This window comes from Streptomyces sp. NEAU-sy36, from assembly GCF_013423905.1.
Taxonomy (GTDB): Bacteria; Actinomycetota; Actinomycetes; order Streptomycetales; family Streptomycetaceae; genus Streptomyces; species Streptomyces misionensis.
Map to the genome: position 1 here is coordinate 3,453,456 of NZ_CP058977.1, position 17,034 is coordinate 3,470,489.

Sequence of the window (17,034 nt, forward strand, 5' to 3'; positions counted from 1 at the left end):
ACTTCACCACTTCCCCGACAAGTGAATCCCGAGTAGTCTCCGCTGTCGCATTCAGCCGTACGGCGGCAGCGCCCCGGATCTCGACGACTCTGAGAAAGCCGATCATGAAGCGAACCCTTTTCGAAGCCGAGCACGAGGACTACCGGGAGAGCGTGCGGGCCTTCATCGCCAAGCACGTCGTGCCGCACTACGCGGACTGGGACAAGGCGGGCATCGTGCCCCGCGAGCTGTTCACCGGTCTCGGCGCCCTCGGCGCGCTGGGCATCGCCGTGCCCGAGGAGTTCGGCGGCGCGGGGATCCGCGACTTCCGCTACAACACGATCCTGCACGAGGAGGGTGCCCGGGCGGCGGCCATCCCGGCGATCCTCGGGCCCACCCTGCACGCGGACGTGTGCCTGCCCTACTTCCTCGATCAGACCGACGACGAGCAGAAGGCGCGCTGGCTGCCCGGCATCGCCTCCGGCGAGCTGATCACGGCGGTCGCCATGACCGAGCCCGGCACCGGCTCCGACCTGTCCGGCATCCGCACCAAGGCCGTCCGCGACGGCGACCACTACGTCCTCGACGGCGCGAAGACGTTCATCACCAACGGCATCAACGCCGACCTGGTGGTCGTCGCCGTCCGCACCGGCGAGCACCCGCATCGCGGGCTCAGCCTGGTCGTGGTCGAGCGCGGCACCCCGGGGTTCGAGCGCGGCCGCAAGCTGGAGAAGGTCGGTCTGCACGCGCAGGACACCGCCGAACTCGTCTTCGACGGCGCCCGGGTGCCGGCCGCGAACCTGCTCGGCGCCGAGGGCGAGGGCTTCTTCGCGCTGACCCGGAACCTCGCGCAGGAGCGGATGTCGGTCGCCATCGCCGGTCTGGCGCAGGCGTCGGCGGCCTTCGACTGGACCGTGGAGTACGTCCGCGAGCGCAAGGCCTTCGGCAAGCCGATCGGCTCCCTCCAGGTGATCCGGCACCGGCTCGCCGAGCTGTCCACCGAGATCGAGGTGGCCCAGCACTACCTCGACCGCTGCGTACTGGCCCTCAACTCGGGCGAGTTGACGGTGGTCGACGCGGCCAAGGCCAAGTGGTGGTGCACCGAGCTCCAGGGCAGGGTCATGGACGCCTGCGTCCAGCTGCACGGAGGATACGGTTACATGCTGGAGTACCCGATCGCCCGTGCCTGGCAGGACAGCCGGGTGAGCCGGATCTACGCGGGCACGACCGAGATCATGAAGGAGATCATCGGGCGTTCGCTCGAACTCGGATGAGGGGACTGGCCGGGGCGGAGACGGGACGCGGATTCGGGAGGACACGGTGAGGACCGGGACGGAGACGGCGGCGGCGCGGGTCGCACCGAGGACCGAGGCCGTCCCGCTCGCGCGCGGGACGCGTCCGCGCAACCGCCGCGAGCTGATCGTCACCGCGGCGCGCGAGCTGTTCTCCCGTCACGGCTACGCCCATGTGGCGATGAGCGACATCGCGGCGGCCGTGGGCATCGGCCCCTCGGCCCTGTACCGGCACTTCCGTGGCAAACAGGAGCTGCTGCACGCCGTCGTCGCCGAGGCGCTCGACTCCTGCCTGGCCGGTCTGTACACCGCGGAACCGGGCCGACTCGACGTACTGGCGGGGGAGTTCGCCACGACCGCGCTGGCCCGGCGCGAGCTGGGCGTGCTGTGGCAGCGCGAGGCCCGGCACCTGCCCGCCGAGCAGTACGCCCAGCTCGCCCATCGGCTGCACGCGGCCCGGCGCGCGCTCGACGACCGGCTGACCGCGGGCCGGCCGGGACTGGACCCGGGCCACGCGGAGCTGCTGTCCTGGAGCACCCTGGGCGTGGCGGCCAGCCTCGCCTACCAGCACGTGGAACTCCCGGCGCCCGAGGGCCCGGAACTCGTCGCGCACCTCATGCACCGCGTCGCCACGGCCCGTCTGCCCGGCATCGGGGAGCCTCGACCGCGCTCGCCGCGACCGCCGTTGGCGCATCGTTCGCGTCGTGAGGCACTGCTCGCCGCGGCGACCGAACTGTTCGCCGAGCGCGGCTACGCCTCGGTCAGCCTGGAGGAGACCGGCGCGGCCGTCGGGATCGCCGGGCAGAGCATCTACCACCACTTCGCCAGCAAGCACGAGATCCTGGCCACGGCCGTGCACCGCTGCGTCGAACGCCTCTGGCTCGACCTCGCGGAGGTGCTCGCCGCGGCCGAGGACCACGCGCAGGCACTGCGCCGGCTGGTGTGGCGCTACACGCGCAACGCGCTCGCCTCCCGGCACCTGGTGACGCTGATCGCCACCGAGACCGAGCACCTCCAGGAGGCGGACCGGCGGCGTACCCACCAGTTCCAGCGCGACTACATCGCGGAGTGGCTGGCGCTGCTGGGCGCGGTCCACCCGGCCATGGCGCCGGCCGAGGCCCGGGTGCGGGTGCAGGCGGTCCTGAGCGTCGTCAACGACGCGGCCCGCACCCCCCGGCTCGGCACCCGGCCGGGGATCGCGAGCGCCCTGCACCGACTCGGCTGCGAGCTGCTGGAACTCAGGCCGGAGTGACCTCCACCGGCAGCTTCTTGATGCCGTTGACGAAGTTGGAACGCACCCGCGGCACGTCCCCGGCCAGCTTGATGTCCGCGAGGCGCGGGATCAGCTCCTCGAACATGATGCGGATCTCGGTGCGGGCCAGCAGATTGCCCAGGCACAGGTGCGGGCTGCCCTTGCCGAAGGTGACGTGGTCGTTGTTCCGCCGGGCGACGTCGAAGTCGTAGGGGTCGCCGAAGACCTCCTCGTCGCGGTTGCCGGAGGCGAACCACATCACGACCTTGTCGCCCTCCTTGATCCGCCTGCCGCCGAGTTCGACGTCGCGGGTCGCGGTGCGGCGGAAGTGGTAGACGGGGGAGGCCCAGCGCAGGAACTCCTCCACCGCCACCGGGATCAGGGACGGGTCCTCCTTCAGGCGCGCGAGCTGCTCGGGGTGCTGGAGCAGGGCCAGCATGGAGTGGCTGATGGTGTGCCGGGTGGTCTCGTTGCCGGCGACGACCAGCAGCAGGAAGTAGTTGTCGAAGTCCTGCGCGGACAGCGGTACCCCGTCCCGCGGCACCTCGTTGACCAGCCGGGAGACCAGATCGGTGCCGTTGCCGCCGCGCCGCTGCCGGGCCAGTTCGCGCCCGTAGGCGAAGACCTCGAGCGAGGCGGGGGAGCGGAAGGGCAGGTCGCGGTACTTCTCGCTCTCCTCGCTGTGCAGCAGCACGTCCGCGTAGTCGGGGTCGGTGTGCCCGATGATGCGGTTGCCCCATGCGATGAGCTGCTGGTTGTCCTCCGGCGGCACGTCCAGGAGGCGGGCGAGGACGTTGATGGGGAAGTCGGCGGAGACGTCCGCGACGAAGTCGAAGGTGCCCTTGGCCAGGGCCGCGTCGAGGGTGGTGGCGGTCAGACCGCGCAGGAAGTCGGCGTAGCCGTTGATGACGCTCGCGCCGAACTGCCGTTGCAGCAGGCTGCGCAGGGCGCGGTGGCGGACGCCGTCCAGCTCCAGGATGGAGGCGCGCTTCTTGATCTGGTCCTCGTCCACCTCTTCGAGGTTGACGAACTTCGTCGAGGTGAAGGTCTCCGCGTCCCGGTCGACGCGGGCGATGTCGGCGTGCCGGGTGAGGGCCCAGAAACCGGAGTTGGGCGCCTCCTCGGGCTGCCAGTGGACCGGGTCCTCGTGGCGCAGGGTGTGGAACATGCGCCAAGGGGTCACGCCGTCGGTGAAGTTGTCCAGGTTCGCGAGGTCGACGTCGGCCAGCGGCAGCGGTTCGCGCACGGCCTCGGTCACGGACGGGGCGGTGGTGGTCATGGGCGGTGGGCTCCTCGGCGTCAGAGGTGGTAGGCGTACTCGGTGAACTCCCAGTCGGTGACGTGCCGGTGGAAGCGCGCGACCTCGTCGCGCTTGTACGTGAGGTAGGAGGCGGTGAAGTCCTTGCCGAGCACCTCGGCCAGCGCCGCGTCCGCCTCCAGGGCGTCGAGGGCGGCGGGCAGGTCGGTCGGCAGCACGGGGGACTTGGTGACGTCGTAGCCGTAGCCCTCCAGCGGCGCGGGCGGCTCCTCGCCGGCCAGCACCCCGAGCAGGGCGGCGGCGAGGGTGCCCGCGATCAGCAGATAGGGGTTGGCGCTCGCGTCGCCCAGCCGCAGTTCGAGCCGGGCGCCGGAGCCGCGCTCGGGCGGGACGCGGACCATGGCGCTGCGGTTGTCCAGGCCCCAGTCGATCAGCCAGGGCGCGAGGGTGTCGGGTCCGAAGCGCTTGTACGAGTTGATCGTCGGGTTGGCCAGGGCCGCGAGGGCGGGGGCGTGGGCGAGGACGCCGGCCAGGGCGTGGCGCGCGGTGGCGGACAGGCCGTAGGGGCCGGCCGGGTCGTGGAAGGCGTTCTCGTCCCGCTCGTCCAGGCAGGACAGATGGAGGTGGAAGCCGGAGCCGCCCGCGTCGTTGAACGGTTTGGCCATGAAGGTGGCCAGGCGGCTCTCCTTGCGGGCCAGCTCCTTGACGGCCGCCTTGAAGCGGAAGGCGCGGTCGGCGGCGGTCAGGGCGTCGCCGTGGGTCAGGTTGATCTCGAACTGCGAGCCGTCGAACTCGTGGTTGCCGCTGCTGACGCCGATGTCCATGCCGTGCAGCAGCCGCAGCGTGCGCAGCAGGTGGTTGTCGCCGTCGGCGCGCAGGCCCGCGGTGTAGACGACGCCCCGGGCGTCGCTGTAGCGGCGCCAGCCGGCCGGGGTGTCCGGGGCGGCCTCGCACAGGAAGTACTCCAGTTCCGGCCCCACCACCGGCCGCAGCCCGTGCTCCCGGCAGCGGTCGACGACGGCGCGCAGCAGATCGCGGGGCGACTCGGGCGCGGGCCGGCCGGTGGCCGGGTCGGTGACGTCGCCGAGGCAGGCGGCGACCCCGGGCTCCCAGGGCAGGGCGGTCAGGGTGTCGAGGTCGGGGCGCACGCAGATGTCGGGCAGGCCCGCGTCCAGCCCTCCGGCGACCGGCACCACGTCGCCCTGGGGGCTGGTGTGGTAGACGGCGCGGCAGAAGGCGAGGCCGTGGTCGCAGACGGACGGCAGCTGGTCCAGCAGGACGTCCCGGGCCCGTTCGGTGCCGATGAGGTCGGGATAGGTCACCCGGACCACGTCGATGCCCTCGGCGGCCAGCCGCTCCACATGGCGGCGGACGGGTGGGGTGTCGGATGCGCTCACCGGTGTCTCCTCTGGGGGAAGGGGGCGCCTCCCAGGGCTCAGCGCGCTGGGGGAGAGGGGGAGTGAGCGGCGGCACCTCGCGGGAGGCGCGGCGGCGCGTCGCTCGTTTGGTGCCAAACGGTAGGGATGGCCTTCGTCTTCCCGCAAGGCTTGTGTCGCAAAAATTTATCCAGCTGGATAGCTATTGACCACCGGCCTGCTCGTTCCTATGTTGTTTGACGCCAAACGAGTTGGGGGTGCGGTTCCCCGCACCGCGGCCGTCCGCACCCCTTTGGCCGGGGCCCGGACCCTCCCGTCCGGGCCCCTCTCTCCCCTTACCCGACGCCCCCTCAGCACCAGGAGGACCGGCCATGAAGGTCGTCGTCGACATGAACCAGTGCCAGGACCACGGTCAGTGCGTCTTCGCCGCACCCGACGTCTTCCGCTTCGACGACGCCGGGCATCTGGCCTACGTCCCCGACCCCGACGAGGCCCTGCGCGGGCAGGTCGAGGAGGCCGCCGACGTCTGCCCGCTCCAGGCCATCCGGATCGAGGACTGAGCCGGTGAGCGCGACCGTCGTCGTGGCCGGCGCCGCCATGGCCGGCCTGCGCGCCGCCGAACAGCTGCGCGCCGCCGGCTGGACGGGGCCCATCACCCTGGTCGGGGACGAGCCCCACATGCCCTACAACCGGCCGCCGCTGTCCAAGGAGGTGCTGGCCGGCAAGGCCCCGTTCGAGTCGCTCGCCTTCCGGCCCCGCGCCAGCGTCGCGGACGTGCGGTGGCGCCTGGGCAGCACCGTCGTCGCCGCCGACCTCGACCGGCGCACCGTACGGCTGGACGACGGCGAGACCCTCGCGTACGCCGGGCTCGTCGTGGCCACCGGCATGCGCCCCCGGCGGCTGCGCTGCCCCGGACCGCTCTCCGGGCGGCACACCGTGCGCACCCTGGACGACGCCCAGGAACTGCGTGCGGCGCTGACCAGGCCCCGCGCCAAGGTGGTCGTGGTGGGCGCCGGGTTCATCGGCTGCGAGGTGGCGGCCACGGCCGTGGCCCTCGGCGCCGCCGAGGTCACCGTGGTCGATCCGCAGCCGCTGCCGATGGTCGGCCCGCTGGGGGACCTGCTGGCCAGGGCGCTGCTCGGACGCCATGAGCAGCGCGGTGTCCGGTTCGCCCTCGGCCGCGGGGTCGCCGCCTTCGCGGGCGAGGACCATGTCACCGGGGTCGTCCTCGACGACGGCACGGTGCTCCCCGCGGACGTCGTCGTGGAGTCGGTCGGCTCCGTCGCCAACACCGAGTGGCTCGACGGCAACGGCCTGGACCTGTCCGACGGCGTCCTGACCGACGAGCACCTGCGCGCCGGCGGACGCCCCGAGGTGGTCGCCGTCGGCGACGTCGCCCGCTTCCCCAACGCCCGCTACGACGGCGTACCCCGGCGCGTCGAGCACTGGTCGATCCCCGCGGACACCGCCAAGCACGCCGCCCGGGTGCTCGCCGCCCACCTCGCCGGCGACGACCCCGGCCTCGCGCCGTTCGCGCCGCTGCCCACCTTCTGGAGCGACCAGCACGACTTCCGGCTCCAGTCCTTCGGCGCCCCCGCCCTCGGCAAGGACGACGTGCGCGTCCTCGACGGCGACCCGGACGGCGACGTGCTGGCCGGCTACCACACGGGCGGCCGTCTGGTCGGCGTCGTCGCCCTCGGCGGACCGGCCGCCGCCGCGGCCGCGGCCCGCCACCGCGCCGCACTCCTCCAGCAGCCCGCCCTCACCGCATAAGGAACGTCCGTGACCAGTGTCCGTGGATTCCTCCACCCCAAGACGGCGACCGGCGCCTCCTCTCTGATCCCCTCCCCGCCCTGGCGCTACTCCGGCGACCTGCTCACCGTCGAGTACCGCACCGACCCCGCCCGGGTGCGCGAACTGCTCCCGGAGCCCCTTGAACCGGCCGACGAGGACCCCGGCGCGGTCGCCCTGATCTGGGCCGACTGGCAGTCCTGCGGGCAGTTCGGGGACGAACTGCTCGACCCGGTGCGCGCCCAGTACAAGGAGGCGTTCGCGGTCGTGCGCTGCCAGTACCGGGGCCGCACCTACACCCGCTGCGTGTACATCTGGGTGGACAAGGACTTCGCGATCGCCCGCGGACTGCACCAGGGCTACCCGAAGAAGTTCGGCTCCATCCACCAGACCCGCCCGCACCCCTACGGGCCCGCCCCGCGCATCGAGGCCGGGGCCCGCTTCGGCGCCACCCTCGCCGCCGCCGACCGGCGCCTCGCCCAGGCCGTCGTCACCCTGCGGGAACCCTCGGAGACCAATGGCTTCGTCAACGCCCACCCCATGGCGCACCACCGCTGGCTGCCCTCGATCGAGAAGGGCAAGGGGCTCGCCCTGGACGAGCTGATCGAGGCCGGTGCCGCCTCCTTCGAGGGCGGACGGCCCTGGGTGGGGGACGCGGACCTGGAACTCTTCGAGTCGCCCACCGAGGAACTGGCCCGCCTGGAGGTGCGGGAGCCGATCGCCGCGTACTACCGGCAGGTCGGAGTGGTCTGGGACGGCGGACGGCTGCTGGAGTCCGGCACGTCCGGGGCCTCGGCCGGGTAGCCCGGCGGGCGGTCGGCGCATCGTCGCCGTGCGCGACGTCTTACGCGCCCCGACGGGCGCCCACCGTCCCGTGTCCGCACCGGGCGCGAGCGTCCCGCCCCCCGAACAGCGCCCGGCCGTCCGCGCCCCCGACGGCGCCCCCGCCACCGCCCCCCAAGGGGCCCTCCCTTCTTCCTTTGGAGCCCTTCCCATGACCGACGCGATCACTGTCGCCGGAGTCACCGTCGACACCCGGCACTGGATCGGCGGCGAACGTGTCGCCTCCGCCGGGACCTTCACCGACCACTCGCCCATCGACGGCACCGCCCTCGGCGAGATCGCCCGCGGCAGCGCCACGGAGGCCGCCGCCGCCGTCGCCGCCGCCAAGGCCGCGTTCCCCGGCTGGGCCGCCACCCCGCGCGCCGAGCGCGCCCGCGTCCTGCACGCCATCGCCGACGGCGTCGAGAAGCGGCTGGAAGACCTGGCCATCGTGGAGACCACCGACAACGGCGCCCTGCTCCGCTCCCACCGGCGCGGTGTCATGCCCCGGGTCGCCCACAACTTCCGGTTCTTCGCCGACTGGCTGCTGACGCTCGACCACGAGGACTTCGACACCCGAGGCCACACCAACCACGTCAGCTGGGACCCGGCCGGGCCCTGCGTGCTGATCACACCGTGGAACGCGCCCCTGATGCTGGCCACCTGGAAGGTCGCCCCGGCGCTCGCGGCCGGCAACACCGTCGTGCTCAAGCCCGCCGAGTGGTCCCCGCTGACCGCCTCCCTGCTCGCCGACATCGCCGCCGAGGCGGGGCTGCCGGCCGGTGTCCTCAACGTCGTGCAGGGCCTGGGCTCGGAGATCGGCGACGCCCTCACCGCCCACCCGGACGTGCGCCGCATCAGCTTCACCGGCTCGGTGCCCACCGCCCGCCGCATCGCCGCCTCGGCCGCCGCCCGGCTCACCCCGCTCAGCCTGGAGCTGGGCGGCAAGTCCCCGCTGCTGGTGTTCGCCGACGCCGACCTGGACCTCGCCGTGGACCTCGCGGTCGAGCAGTACGACAACGCCGGGCAGGTCTGCCTCGCGGGCACCCGGCTGCTGGTCGAGGAGACGGTCGCCGAGGAGTTCACCCGGCGCTTCGTCGAGCGGGCGAGCGCGCTGAAGCAGGGCGACCCCCGCGACGAGTCCACCGACATCGGGCCGAACATCCACCCGCGCCAGCTGGACAAGATCGACGGCTTCGTGCGGCGCGCGCTCGCAGAGGGCGCCCGCGCGGTCGTCGGCGGACACCGCGGGGAGGGCCAGTACTACGCGCCCACCCTGCTCACCGACGTCGCCCAGGACGCGGAGATCGTGCAGGAAGAGGTCTTCGGCCCAGTCCTGACCCTCCAGACCTTCGGTGCCGAGGACGAGGCGGTCCGGCTCGCCAACGACACCCGCTTCGGCCTCGCGGCCACCGTCGTCACCGGCGACCCGGCGCGCGCCGACCGTGTCACCGCGCGGCTGGTCGCGGGCACCGTCTGGGTCAACTGCTTCTTCGTCCGGGACCTCCAGGCGCCGTTCGGCGGCTCCCGCCAGTCCGGCGTCGGCCGCGAGGGCGGCACCTGGAGCTTCGACTTCTACTGCGACATCAAGAACACCGTCACCGCGCCGAAGGGATGGCAGGACCATGGGTGAGATCGTCGGCGCGGGCCTGCTGGCCCACGTCCCCACCATCGTGCTCCCCGAGCGGACCCGGCTGGAGCTGAACGAGGGCAAGGAGATCACCCTCGTCACCGGGCTGCGGCAGCTGCGCGCGGACGTCTTCGAGCGCGACGACTACGACACCGTCGTCGTCCTCGACTCGCACTGGGCCACCACCGTCGAGTTCGTGGTCACCGCGCAGGACCGCCGGGCCGGCCTGTTCACCTCCGAGGAACTGCCGCGCGGCATGAGCAGGATGCCGTTCGACTACCCCGGCGACCCCGAACTCGCCCACAACGTCGCCTCGTTCGCCGAGAAGCACGGTACCTGGATCACCGCGATCGACGACGCCTACCTGCCGGTCTACTACGCCACCATCAACCTCTGGAAGTTTCTCGGCGAGGGGCTGCCCGACAAGCGGTGGGTGACCATCGGCGTCTGCCAGACCGGCGACATGGAGGACCATCTGCGCCTCGGCCGCGCGCTGGCCGACGGCATCGCCGCCACGCCCGGCCGCCGGGTGCTGCTGATCGCCTCCGGCGCCCTCTCGCACACGTTCTGGCCGCTGCGCGAACTGCGCGACCACGAGGCGAGCGACCCGGCGCACATCTTCACCCCCGAGGCCCGCGAGGCCGACCACAAGCGGATCGCCTGGTTCAAGGAGGGCCGTCACGACAAGGTCCTCGACACCATGGACGAGTTCTGGCGGTACAAGCCCGAGGCGCGCTTCTCCCACTACCTGATGATGGCCGGCGCCCTCGGCGAGGGCGCTTGCGTCGCCAAGGGCCGCCAGTACGGCGCGTACGAGAACTCGATCGGCACCGGCCAGGCGCACCTCTGGTTCGACCGCCCCGAGGGCGGCTGGACCGGCACCGCCCCCACCACCCCGCACAGCCCCTGAGGAGCCACCGACATGCCCGAGTACCGCCGCATCCTCCTGGACGGTGCCACCGTCCAGGTCACCGTCGACGGGGACGAGCTCGTCGCCGGTGACGGCCGCCGCGTCAAGACCGAGGAGGCGCGGCACCTGCCCCCGGTCGTCCCCTCGAAGATCATCGCCGTCCACCTCAACCACCGCAGCCGGGTCGAGGAGTTCCGGATCGACCTGCCCGACACCCCCACCTACTTCCACAAGCCGACCTCGGCCCTCAACGCCCACAAGGGCGCCGTCGTACGTCCCGAGGGCTGCAACTGGCTGAACTACGAGGGCGAGGTCGCCATCGTCATCGGCCGGACGGCACGCAACATCTCCCCGGCGCGGGCGGGGGAGTACATCGCGGGCTACACCGTCGCCAACGACTACGGTCTGCACGACTTCCGCGACACCGACGCCGGCTCCATGCTCCGGGTCAAGGGCTCCGACACCCTCTGCCCGCTCGGCCCCGGCCTGGTCACCGACTGGGACTTCCACGGCAAGAGCCTGCGCACCTACGTCAACGGGCAGGTGGTGCAGGACGGTTCGACCGACGAGATGAAGTGGGACATGCACTACCTCGTCGCCGACATCGCCCGCACCATCACGCTCCACCCGGGTGACGTCCTGCTCTCCGGCACCCCGGCGAACTCCCGCCCGGTACGGCCCGGCGACGTGGTCGAGGTCGAGGTCGAGGGCCTCGGCAGGCTCGCCAACCACATCGTCACCGGCCCCACCCCGATCCGTACCGATGTCGGCGCGCAGCCCACCGAGTCCGAGGAGGTGCTGTCCACCGCGCTCGGCGGCGACTGGGAGTTCCGTGGCATCCGGGCGCCGAAGCGCTGAACGCGGCGCCGCCGGTAGGGTCGTGGCCATGACCGACTCCGTCCCGTCCCCCGGCGAGCGCCGTACCCGCAAGCGCGTGAACCACTACGGAACGGGCCGGGTCGCCCTCCTGGACGCCGCCGTCCGCGTGGTCGCCCGCGGCGGGCTGCGCAGGCTCACCTACCGGGCCGTGGCGGAGGAGGCCGGGGTCACCCACGGGCTCGTCGTGCACCACTTCGGATCGCGCGACGCGCTGATCGAGGAGGCCGTCACCCACGCCATCCGCGCCTCGCTGCGCGGCAGCGCGCTCGACAACGGCTCCGGCCGGGCCGCCGACTTCGCCGACGGTCTGCCCGGCATGGTGGAGTCCGGGCCCGAGCTCCAGGCCTTCCAGTACGAGCTGCTGCTGGAGGCCCGCCGCCGGCCGGAGCTGCTGCCGCACCTGCGCGCCCTGTACGAGGAGTACTTCGAGGCCACCGGCCGGCAGCTGGCCCGGATACTGCCGGGTGAGCCGGGCCGGGGCCTGTCCCGGCTGGTGTTCGCCGCCCTGGAGGGCCTGGTGCTGCACCAGCTCGTCTTCGGCGAGCGGGAGGTCACCGAGGAGGCCCTCGCGGAGCTGCGGGCGCTGCTGGAGCGGTCGGCGACCGAGGACTGACAGCCGCCTGCCGGGGGCCGTCACGGGCCCTTCGGTCACGGCGCCACAAGGATTCGCCGTGCGGCGGGATTCCCTGCTCCCACCCCCTTGTCAAACGGATAGTTCGGCCGCACGATGAGGCAACTCGTTTGGCCTGAAACGATCCTCCCCCTTTTCTGGCAGGTGATCCGAGTGGACAGTCAGACGGCCTCCGCCCCGCGGACCGTGCAGGACGCCTCCACTGCAGCCACGCTCAAGCCCAACGCCCTGGGCGTCCTGGGCATCCTCTTCTTCGTCCTGTCCGGACAGGCCCCGCTGACGGGTATCGCCGGCGCGGCCCCCATCTCGGTCGCCATCGGCAACGGCTCCGGCACCCCGGCCGCCTATGTGCTGGCCGGTGCCGTGATCCTCCTCTTCTCGGTGGGCTTCGTCGCGATGGGCCGGCACGTCGTGGACGCGGGCGCCTTCTACACCTACATCGGCACCGGCCTCGGCCGGACGGCCGGCGCCGGCAGCGCGAGCGTCGCCCTCTTCGCGTACTGCGTGATCCAGGCGGCCATGTACGGCCTGTACGGCTCGATCGTCAGCGGGCTGGTCGCCGACCACACCGGGATCCATCTGTCCTGGTGGGTCTACACGCTGCTCACCATGGCCGTGGTGCAGGCCCTGGGCGCCGCGGGCATCGAGATGGGCGCCCGCGTCCTCGCCGTGTTCGTGCTCGCCGAGTTCGGCATCCTGCTGGTGTTCAGCCTCGTCACGCTGGCCAAGGGCGGCGGACCCGAGGGACTGGGCGTGGCACACAGCTTCGCCCCGTCGGCGGCCCTGAAGGGCGCGCCCGGGGTCGCCGTGATGTTCGCCGTGGCGTCGATGTTCGGCTTCGAGGCGACCGCCATCTACGGCGAGGAGGCCCGGGAGCCGAAGAAGACGGTGCCGCGGGCCACCTATCTGTCGGTCGTCGTCGTCACCGGCTTCTTCGCCCTGGTCTCCTGGATGCTGATCTCCGCCTACGGCGCCTCCCGCGCACCGGGGGCCGCCGCCCGGGCGCTCGCCCACGGCGACTCCGCCGGTTTCGTCTTCGCGCCCATCGCCGCCCAGTTCGGCGGCTGGGTCGGCGACGTCCTGCCCGTCCTCCTCGCCACCTCCCTGTTCGCCGGCATCCTGACCTTCCACAACTCCGCCAACCGCTATCTGTTCTCCCTGGGCCGGGACCGGCAGCTGCCCGGCGCCCTGTGCCGGCTCAACGACCGCCACGCCCCGTGGGCCGCGGGCTGCGTCCAGACCGTGATCGCGGTCCTGCTCGTCCTCCCGTTCGCCCTGGCCGGCAAGGACCCGGTGCTGACCCTCTTCTCCTGGTTCAGCGGGCTCGCCGTCCTCGCCATGATGCTGCTCTACCTGCTGACCTCGGTGTCGGTCGTCGTGTTCTTCCGCCGCCGGCGCGTGGACACCCGCCTGTGGCACACCCTGATCGCCCCCGTGCTGGGTGCGCTCGGCCTGGCCGGCGCGATCTGGCTCATCCTCGCCAACTTCACCACCCTCATCGGCGGCGCCATGAGCACCGCGGTATGGCTCGTGCTCGCCGTGCCCGTCGTGCTGGCCCTCGGCGTGGCCAACGAACGCCTGCGGAGCCGCCGCCCGGCGGCCGACCCGCGCTGAACCCACCACCCGCCCGCCGCGTGGTCCCCGCGACGCGCGGCGGGCGGCCCCTCCGCACACCGGAGGACCGTACGACCCATCCACCGGAGGACCGCATGACCGCACCCACCCACGACGACTGGCTCCGCCGGGCCGAGGAGTTCCGGCCGCCCCGGTTCCACCTCATCGACGGCGCCGAGGAGGCCGGGGGCGGCGGCGCGTTCCCCGTCGTCTCGCCCCGCGACGGTCAGGTGCTGACCGAGGTGGCCGACGCGGGTACGGCCGAGATCGACGCGGCCGTCGCGGCCGCGCGCCGGGCCTTCGACCACGGCCCCTGGCCGCGCCTGGCCCCCGCCGAGCGCGGCCGGATCCTGGTACGCCTCGCCGACCTCCTCGACAGCCACCGCGCGGAACTGGCCCTCACCGTCAGCCTGGAGACGGGCAAGCCCATCGGCGAGGCCCACGACATCGAACTGCGCGCCGTCACCCGGACGTTCCGCTGGTACGGCCAGCTCGCCGACAAGCTCACCGACGAGTCCCCGCACACCGCGCCCGACGCGCTCGCCCTCGTCACCCGCGAGCCCGCCGGGGTCGTCGGCGCCGTCGTCCCCTGGAACTTCCCGCTGACTCTGGCCGGCTGGAAGGTCGCCCCGGCGCTGGCCGCCGGCTGCACGGTGGTCCTCAAGCCCTCGGAGAACTCGCCCCTGTCGGCACTACTGCTCGGGCGGCTCGCGCTGGAGGCCGGGCTGCCGCCGGGCGTGCTCAACGTCGTCAACGGCAACGGACCCGTGGCCGGCCGCGCCCTCGGCCTGCACCCGGACGTCGACGTCCTCGCCTTCACCGGCTCCACCGCCGTCGGCCGCCACTACCTGCGTTACGCCGCCGACTCCAACCTCAAGCGGGTCTGGCTGGAACTGGGCGGCAAGTCCCCCAACATCGTTCTGCCGGACGCCCCCGACCTGGACAAGGCCGCCGCGACCGCCGCCTGGGGCATCTTCTTCAACCAGGGCGAGATGTGCACCGCGCCCTCCCGGCTGCTCGTCCACTCCTCGGTCGCCGAACAGGTCACCGAGGCGGTGGTGGCCCGGGCCCGCGCCCTGCGGGTCGGCGACCCGCTCGACCCCGGGACCGAGATGGGCGCCCTGGTCGGCGAGGACCATCTGGCCCGGGTCCTCGGCCATGTGCGAACCGCCGCCGAGGACGGCGCCCGTCTGCGCACCGGCGGCTCGCGCACCCTGACCGGGACCGGCGGCGTCTACCTCGAACCGACCGTCTTCGACCGGGTCGCCCCGGACAGCCGGCTGGCCCGCGAAGAGGTCTTCGGGCCTGTGCTGGCCGTCCTCGCCTTCGACGACCTGGACGAGGCCGTCGCCCTCGCCAACGCCACCGAGTACGGCCTCGCGGCCGGCCTGTGGACCTCCGACCTGTCCACCGCGCACCGGGTCTCCCGCGCCCTGAAGGCCGGGACGGTGTGGGTCAACTGCTACGAGGAGGGCGACCTGACCGTGCCGTTCGGCGGCGTCAAGCGGTCCGGCAACGGACGGGACAAGTCCGTGCACGCCCTGGAGAAGTACACCGAACTGAAGACCACCTGGATCCAGCTGTGACCCACCGCCCGCTGATCGCCGTACCCGCCCGCTTCTCCGCCGGCGCCTCCGCGCTGCGGCACGCCGCCGAGGTCAACGCGCGTGCCCTCGTCGAGGCCGTGTGGCGGGCGGGCGGCGAGCCCGTCACCCTGCACCCGCACGCCCCCGGCGGCACGGCCGACCCCGCCGAGGTCGCCGTCCGCCTCGCCCGGTTCGACGGCCTGCTGCTGCCCGGCGGCGGCGACCTCGCCCCCCACCGCTACGGCGCCGCGCACACCCACGACACCGTCTACGACGTGGACGACGAGCAGGACGCCTTCGACCTGGAACTCGCCCGCCAGGCCCTCGCGACCGGGCTGCCGCTGCTGGCCGTGTGCCGGGGCCTCCAGGTGGTCAACACCGTCCTGGGCGGCACCCTGCACCAGGACATGGGCGGCCCCGACGGCGACCACCGCCACCTCAGGCACCCCGTCGCCCTCGCCCCCGGTTCGGCGGTGGCCCGGATCACCGGCACCGACAAGGCCGAGGCATCCTGCTACCACCACCAGCGCCTGGACCGGCTCGGCGAGGGGCTCACGGTCACCGCGCGGGCCGCCGACGGAACCGTTGAGGCGGTCGAACTCCCTTCATACGACGGCCTGTTGCTCGCCGTGCAGTGGCATCCCGAGGACACCGCGCACGAGGACCCGGCGCAGCAGCGGCTCTTCGACGCGCTGGTGGAACGGGCCCGGTAGCGGGACGGGACCGCGCCCCGGCGAGCCGCCGTCGTGGCGCGGGGCCGATTCCGGGTTCGCCGCCGTCGTGGCGCGGGGGCCGCTTCCGGGCCCGCGGCCGTCGTGGCGCGGGAGCTACTTCCTGGCCCGCCGCCCGCTGCGGCGCGGCGTCGGCTCCTCGCCGTTCAGCAGCGACCTGCGCCGCTCCTCGCCCTCCTCCTCGACCTGGAGCACCACACGGCGCAGAACGCTCGCGAGGTCACGGCACTCCTCGTCGCTGAGCCGGGCCGTGACGAAGGCCTCCTCCTCGTTGAACGCGGGGAAGACCCGGCGCATGAAGTCCTCGCCCGCCTCGGTGAGGGCCAGCAGGACGAGCCGGCCGTCGGTGGGGTGGCCGGTGCGCCGCAGCAGGCCCCGCGACTCCAGCGTCCGCGACACCCCGGTCAGGGTGCCCTTGGAGATCCCCGCCTCCTCGGCCACGTGCCGGGTCTCCGACTCGCCCCACACCCACACGACCCACAGCACCACGAAGGCGGTCCAGGTCAGGTCGGAGCCGCGCAGCACCGAGTTCTCCAGGTGCTGGCGGACGGCCGACGCGGCACGGTAGATGTTGGCCACGGCGGCCATCTGCTCCCGGCGCAGGGAGATGCCGCCGAGCTTCGCCTCCGCGAGCTTCTCCGCCTCGCCGATGGACCGCTGGCTGGGCACGGGCGCCCCCTCACCTCGTCGTCTGGACCGGGGCCCGTACGGCCCGCGATCGTCCGGGATCGAATTGTACGGGCGGGTAGCCCGGGCGGCGGCGCCTCGGTCCGGCCGCCGGGTCAGTCCGGCCGGCCGCCCGTGCGGGCCGCCGGGGCGCCCGCCGGAGCCGGCCGCGGACCGGCTTCGATGACGGTGTCCAGCATCCCGCGCGACGCCTGGAGGTCGTCGATGGCACGGGTGATCCGCTCGCGCTCCCGGCGCAGCTCCGCGACCAGGTCGGCGCAGACCGGCACCAGCCGCTCGCCCTCGTCGCGGACGCACGGCAGTACCCGCGCGATGGTGTCCGTGGTGAGCCCGGCGGCGAGCAGCGTGCGGATCCGGCGGACCGTCTCGACGTCCTGCTCGTCGTAGACGCGGTAACCGCTGGGCAGGCGCTCCGGGGCCAGCAGGCCCTGCTCCTCGTAGTAGCGCAGCAGCCGCTCGGCGACCCCGGTGCGCCGCACCATCTCACCGATGCGCATGACGGCCTCCACGGCTTGACTCTCACACCGGTGTCAGACTTTAGCGTGAACTCCGAGGCGGGGCCGCAACGGTCGCCGCGGCCGGTGATCCGGCCTGGA

At 73.0% G+C, this 17,034-nt stretch carries 16 protein-coding genes; 12 read left to right on the plus strand and 4 right to left on the minus strand.

All coding sequences use genetic code 11. From position 1 onward, the window contains the following. Nucleotides 1–104: 104 nt before the first annotated feature. Together HZZ00_RS15965 and HZZ00_RS15970 are read left to right on the plus strand one after the other, a co-directional pair. Complete coding sequence (locus tag HZZ00_RS15965; RefSeq protein ID WP_180332802.1) at nt 105–1,253, plus strand: acyl-CoA dehydrogenase family protein; 1,149 nt, start codon at nt 105–107, stop codon at nt 1,251–1,253. Between the two features lie 46 nt (nt 1,254–1,299). Then, nucleotides 1,300–2,523: a TetR/AcrR family transcriptional regulator gene (locus HZZ00_RS15970; protein WP_180332803.1), complete on the plus strand. Its 1,224-nt coding sequence runs from the start codon at nt 1,300–1,302 to the stop codon at nt 2,521–2,523. Here the strand turns inward: HZZ00_RS15970 and HZZ00_RS15975 are convergent. Beyond that, nucleotides 2,510–3,802 (minus strand): cytochrome P450, encoded by a 1,293-nt coding sequence (locus HZZ00_RS15975; RefSeq protein WP_180332804.1) that lies wholly within the window; start codon nt 3,800–3,802, stop codon nt 2,510–2,512. The genes HZZ00_RS15970 and HZZ00_RS15975 overlap by 14 nt on opposite strands. 20 nt (nt 3,803–3,822) lie before the next feature. Beyond that, nucleotides 3,823–5,178, minus strand: a complete 1,356-nt coding sequence (locus HZZ00_RS15980; protein ID WP_180332805.1) for a glutamine synthetase family protein — start codon at nt 5,176–5,178, stop codon at nt 3,823–3,825. Nucleotides 5,179–5,528: 350 nt separating this feature from the next. On the opposite strand from HZZ00_RS15980, the gene HZZ00_RS15985 reads away from it, so the two are divergent. The 10 genes from HZZ00_RS15985 to HZZ00_RS16030 all read left to right on the plus strand — a co-directional run bounded on the left by HZZ00_RS15985 (nt 5,529) and on the right by HZZ00_RS16030 (nt 15,733). Further along, entirely contained in the window at nt 5,529–5,717 is a 189-nt protein-coding gene (locus HZZ00_RS15985) for a ferredoxin (RefSeq protein WP_180332806.1), read from the plus strand. 4 nt (nt 5,718–5,721) lie between these two features. Continuing rightward, the gene (locus tag HZZ00_RS15990) at nt 5,722–6,930 is read left to right on the plus strand and encodes an NAD(P)/FAD-dependent oxidoreductase (RefSeq protein ID WP_180332807.1); all 1,209 of its coding nucleotides are present in this window, start codon (nt 5,722–5,724) and stop codon (nt 6,928–6,930) included. Between the two features lie 9 nt (nt 6,931–6,939). After that, nucleotides 6,940–7,752 (plus strand): acetoacetate decarboxylase family protein, encoded by an 813-nt coding sequence (locus HZZ00_RS15995; RefSeq protein ID WP_180332808.1) that lies wholly within the window; start codon nt 6,940–6,942, stop codon nt 7,750–7,752. A gap of 190 nt (nt 7,753–7,942) precedes the next feature. After that, on the plus strand, nt 7,943–9,403 hold the full coding sequence (locus HZZ00_RS16000) for an aldehyde dehydrogenase (RefSeq protein ID WP_180332809.1): 1,461 nt from the start codon (nt 7,943–7,945) through the stop codon (nt 9,401–9,403). After that, nucleotides 9,396–10,310, plus strand: a complete 915-nt coding sequence (locus HZZ00_RS16005; RefSeq protein ID WP_180332810.1) for a 3,4-dihydroxyphenylacetate 2,3-dioxygenase — start codon at nt 9,396–9,398, stop codon at nt 10,308–10,310. Before HZZ00_RS16000 ends, HZZ00_RS16005 begins: the two co-directional genes overlap by 8 nt. 12 nt (nt 10,311–10,322) lie before the next feature. Then, on the plus strand, nt 10,323–11,168 hold the full coding sequence (locus HZZ00_RS16010; protein ID WP_180332811.1) for a fumarylacetoacetate hydrolase family protein: 846 nt from the start codon (nt 10,323–10,325) through the stop codon (nt 11,166–11,168). A gap of 28 nt (nt 11,169–11,196) precedes the next feature. After that, the gene (locus HZZ00_RS16015; protein ID WP_180332812.1) at nt 11,197–11,802 is read left to right on the plus strand and encodes a TetR/AcrR family transcriptional regulator; all 606 of its coding nucleotides are present in this window, start codon (nt 11,197–11,199) and stop codon (nt 11,800–11,802) included. A 171-nt stretch (nt 11,803–11,973) separates the two neighbouring features. Continuing rightward, a complete protein-coding gene (locus tag HZZ00_RS16020; protein WP_180332813.1) occupies nt 11,974–13,434 on the plus strand; it encodes an APC family permease in 1,461 nt (486 codons plus the stop codon). A 95-nt stretch (nt 13,435–13,529) separates the two neighbouring features. Beyond that, a complete protein-coding gene (locus HZZ00_RS16025) occupies nt 13,530–15,020 on the plus strand; it encodes an aldehyde dehydrogenase (RefSeq protein ID WP_180332814.1) in 1,491 nt (496 codons plus the stop codon). Continuing rightward, nucleotides 15,017–15,733, plus strand: coding sequence for a gamma-glutamyl-gamma-aminobutyrate hydrolase family protein (locus HZZ00_RS16030; protein ID WP_180332815.1), 717 nt, complete (start codon nt 15,017–15,019; stop codon nt 15,731–15,733). Before HZZ00_RS16025 ends, HZZ00_RS16030 begins: the two co-directional genes overlap by 4 nt. 114 nt (nt 15,734–15,847) lie before the next feature. Here HZZ00_RS16030 and HZZ00_RS16035 read toward each other — a convergent pair whose 3' ends face one another. Together HZZ00_RS16035 and HZZ00_RS16040 are read right to left on the minus strand one after the other, a co-directional pair. Further along, the gene (locus HZZ00_RS16035) at nt 15,848–16,420 is read right to left on the minus strand and encodes a MarR family winged helix-turn-helix transcriptional regulator (RefSeq protein WP_070029425.1); all 573 of its coding nucleotides are present in this window, start codon (nt 16,418–16,420) and stop codon (nt 15,848–15,850) included. Between the two features lie 113 nt (nt 16,421–16,533). Beyond that, on the minus strand, nt 16,534–16,935 hold the full coding sequence (locus HZZ00_RS16040; protein WP_180332816.1) for a MerR family transcriptional regulator: 402 nt from the start codon (nt 16,933–16,935) through the stop codon (nt 16,534–16,536). Nucleotides 16,936–17,034: the final 99 nt, after the last annotated feature.

Excerpts from the sequence above, each read along its gene's own strand:
- HZZ00_RS15965 (WP_180332802.1), top strand. The coding sequence starts at position 105 with ATGAAGCGAACCCTTTTCGAAGCCGAGCACGAGGACTACCGGGAGAGC.
- HZZ00_RS15975 (WP_180332804.1), bottom strand. The coding sequence starts at position 3,802 with ATGACCACCACCGCCCCGTCCGTGACCGAGGCCGTGCGCGAACCGCTG.
- HZZ00_RS15985 (WP_180332806.1), top strand. The coding sequence starts at position 5,529 with ATGAAGGTCGTCGTCGACATGAACCAGTGCCAGGACCACGGTCAGTGC.
- HZZ00_RS16000 (WP_180332809.1), top strand. The coding sequence starts at position 7,943 with ATGACCGACGCGATCACTGTCGCCGGAGTCACCGTCGACACCCGGCAC.
- HZZ00_RS16005 (WP_180332810.1), top strand. The coding sequence starts at position 9,396 with ATGGGTGAGATCGTCGGCGCGGGCCTGCTGGCCCACGTCCCCACCATC.
- HZZ00_RS16010 (WP_180332811.1), top strand. The coding sequence starts at position 10,323 with ATGCCCGAGTACCGCCGCATCCTCCTGGACGGTGCCACCGTCCAGGTC.
- HZZ00_RS16015 (WP_180332812.1), top strand. The coding sequence starts at position 11,197 with ATGACCGACTCCGTCCCGTCCCCCGGCGAGCGCCGTACCCGCAAGCGC.
- HZZ00_RS16025 (WP_180332814.1), top strand. The coding sequence starts at position 13,530 with ATGACCGCACCCACCCACGACGACTGGCTCCGCCGGGCCGAGGAGTTC.
- HZZ00_RS16040 (WP_180332816.1), bottom strand. The coding sequence starts at position 16,935 with ATGCGCATCGGTGAGATGGTGCGGCGCACCGGGGTCGCCGAGCGGCTG.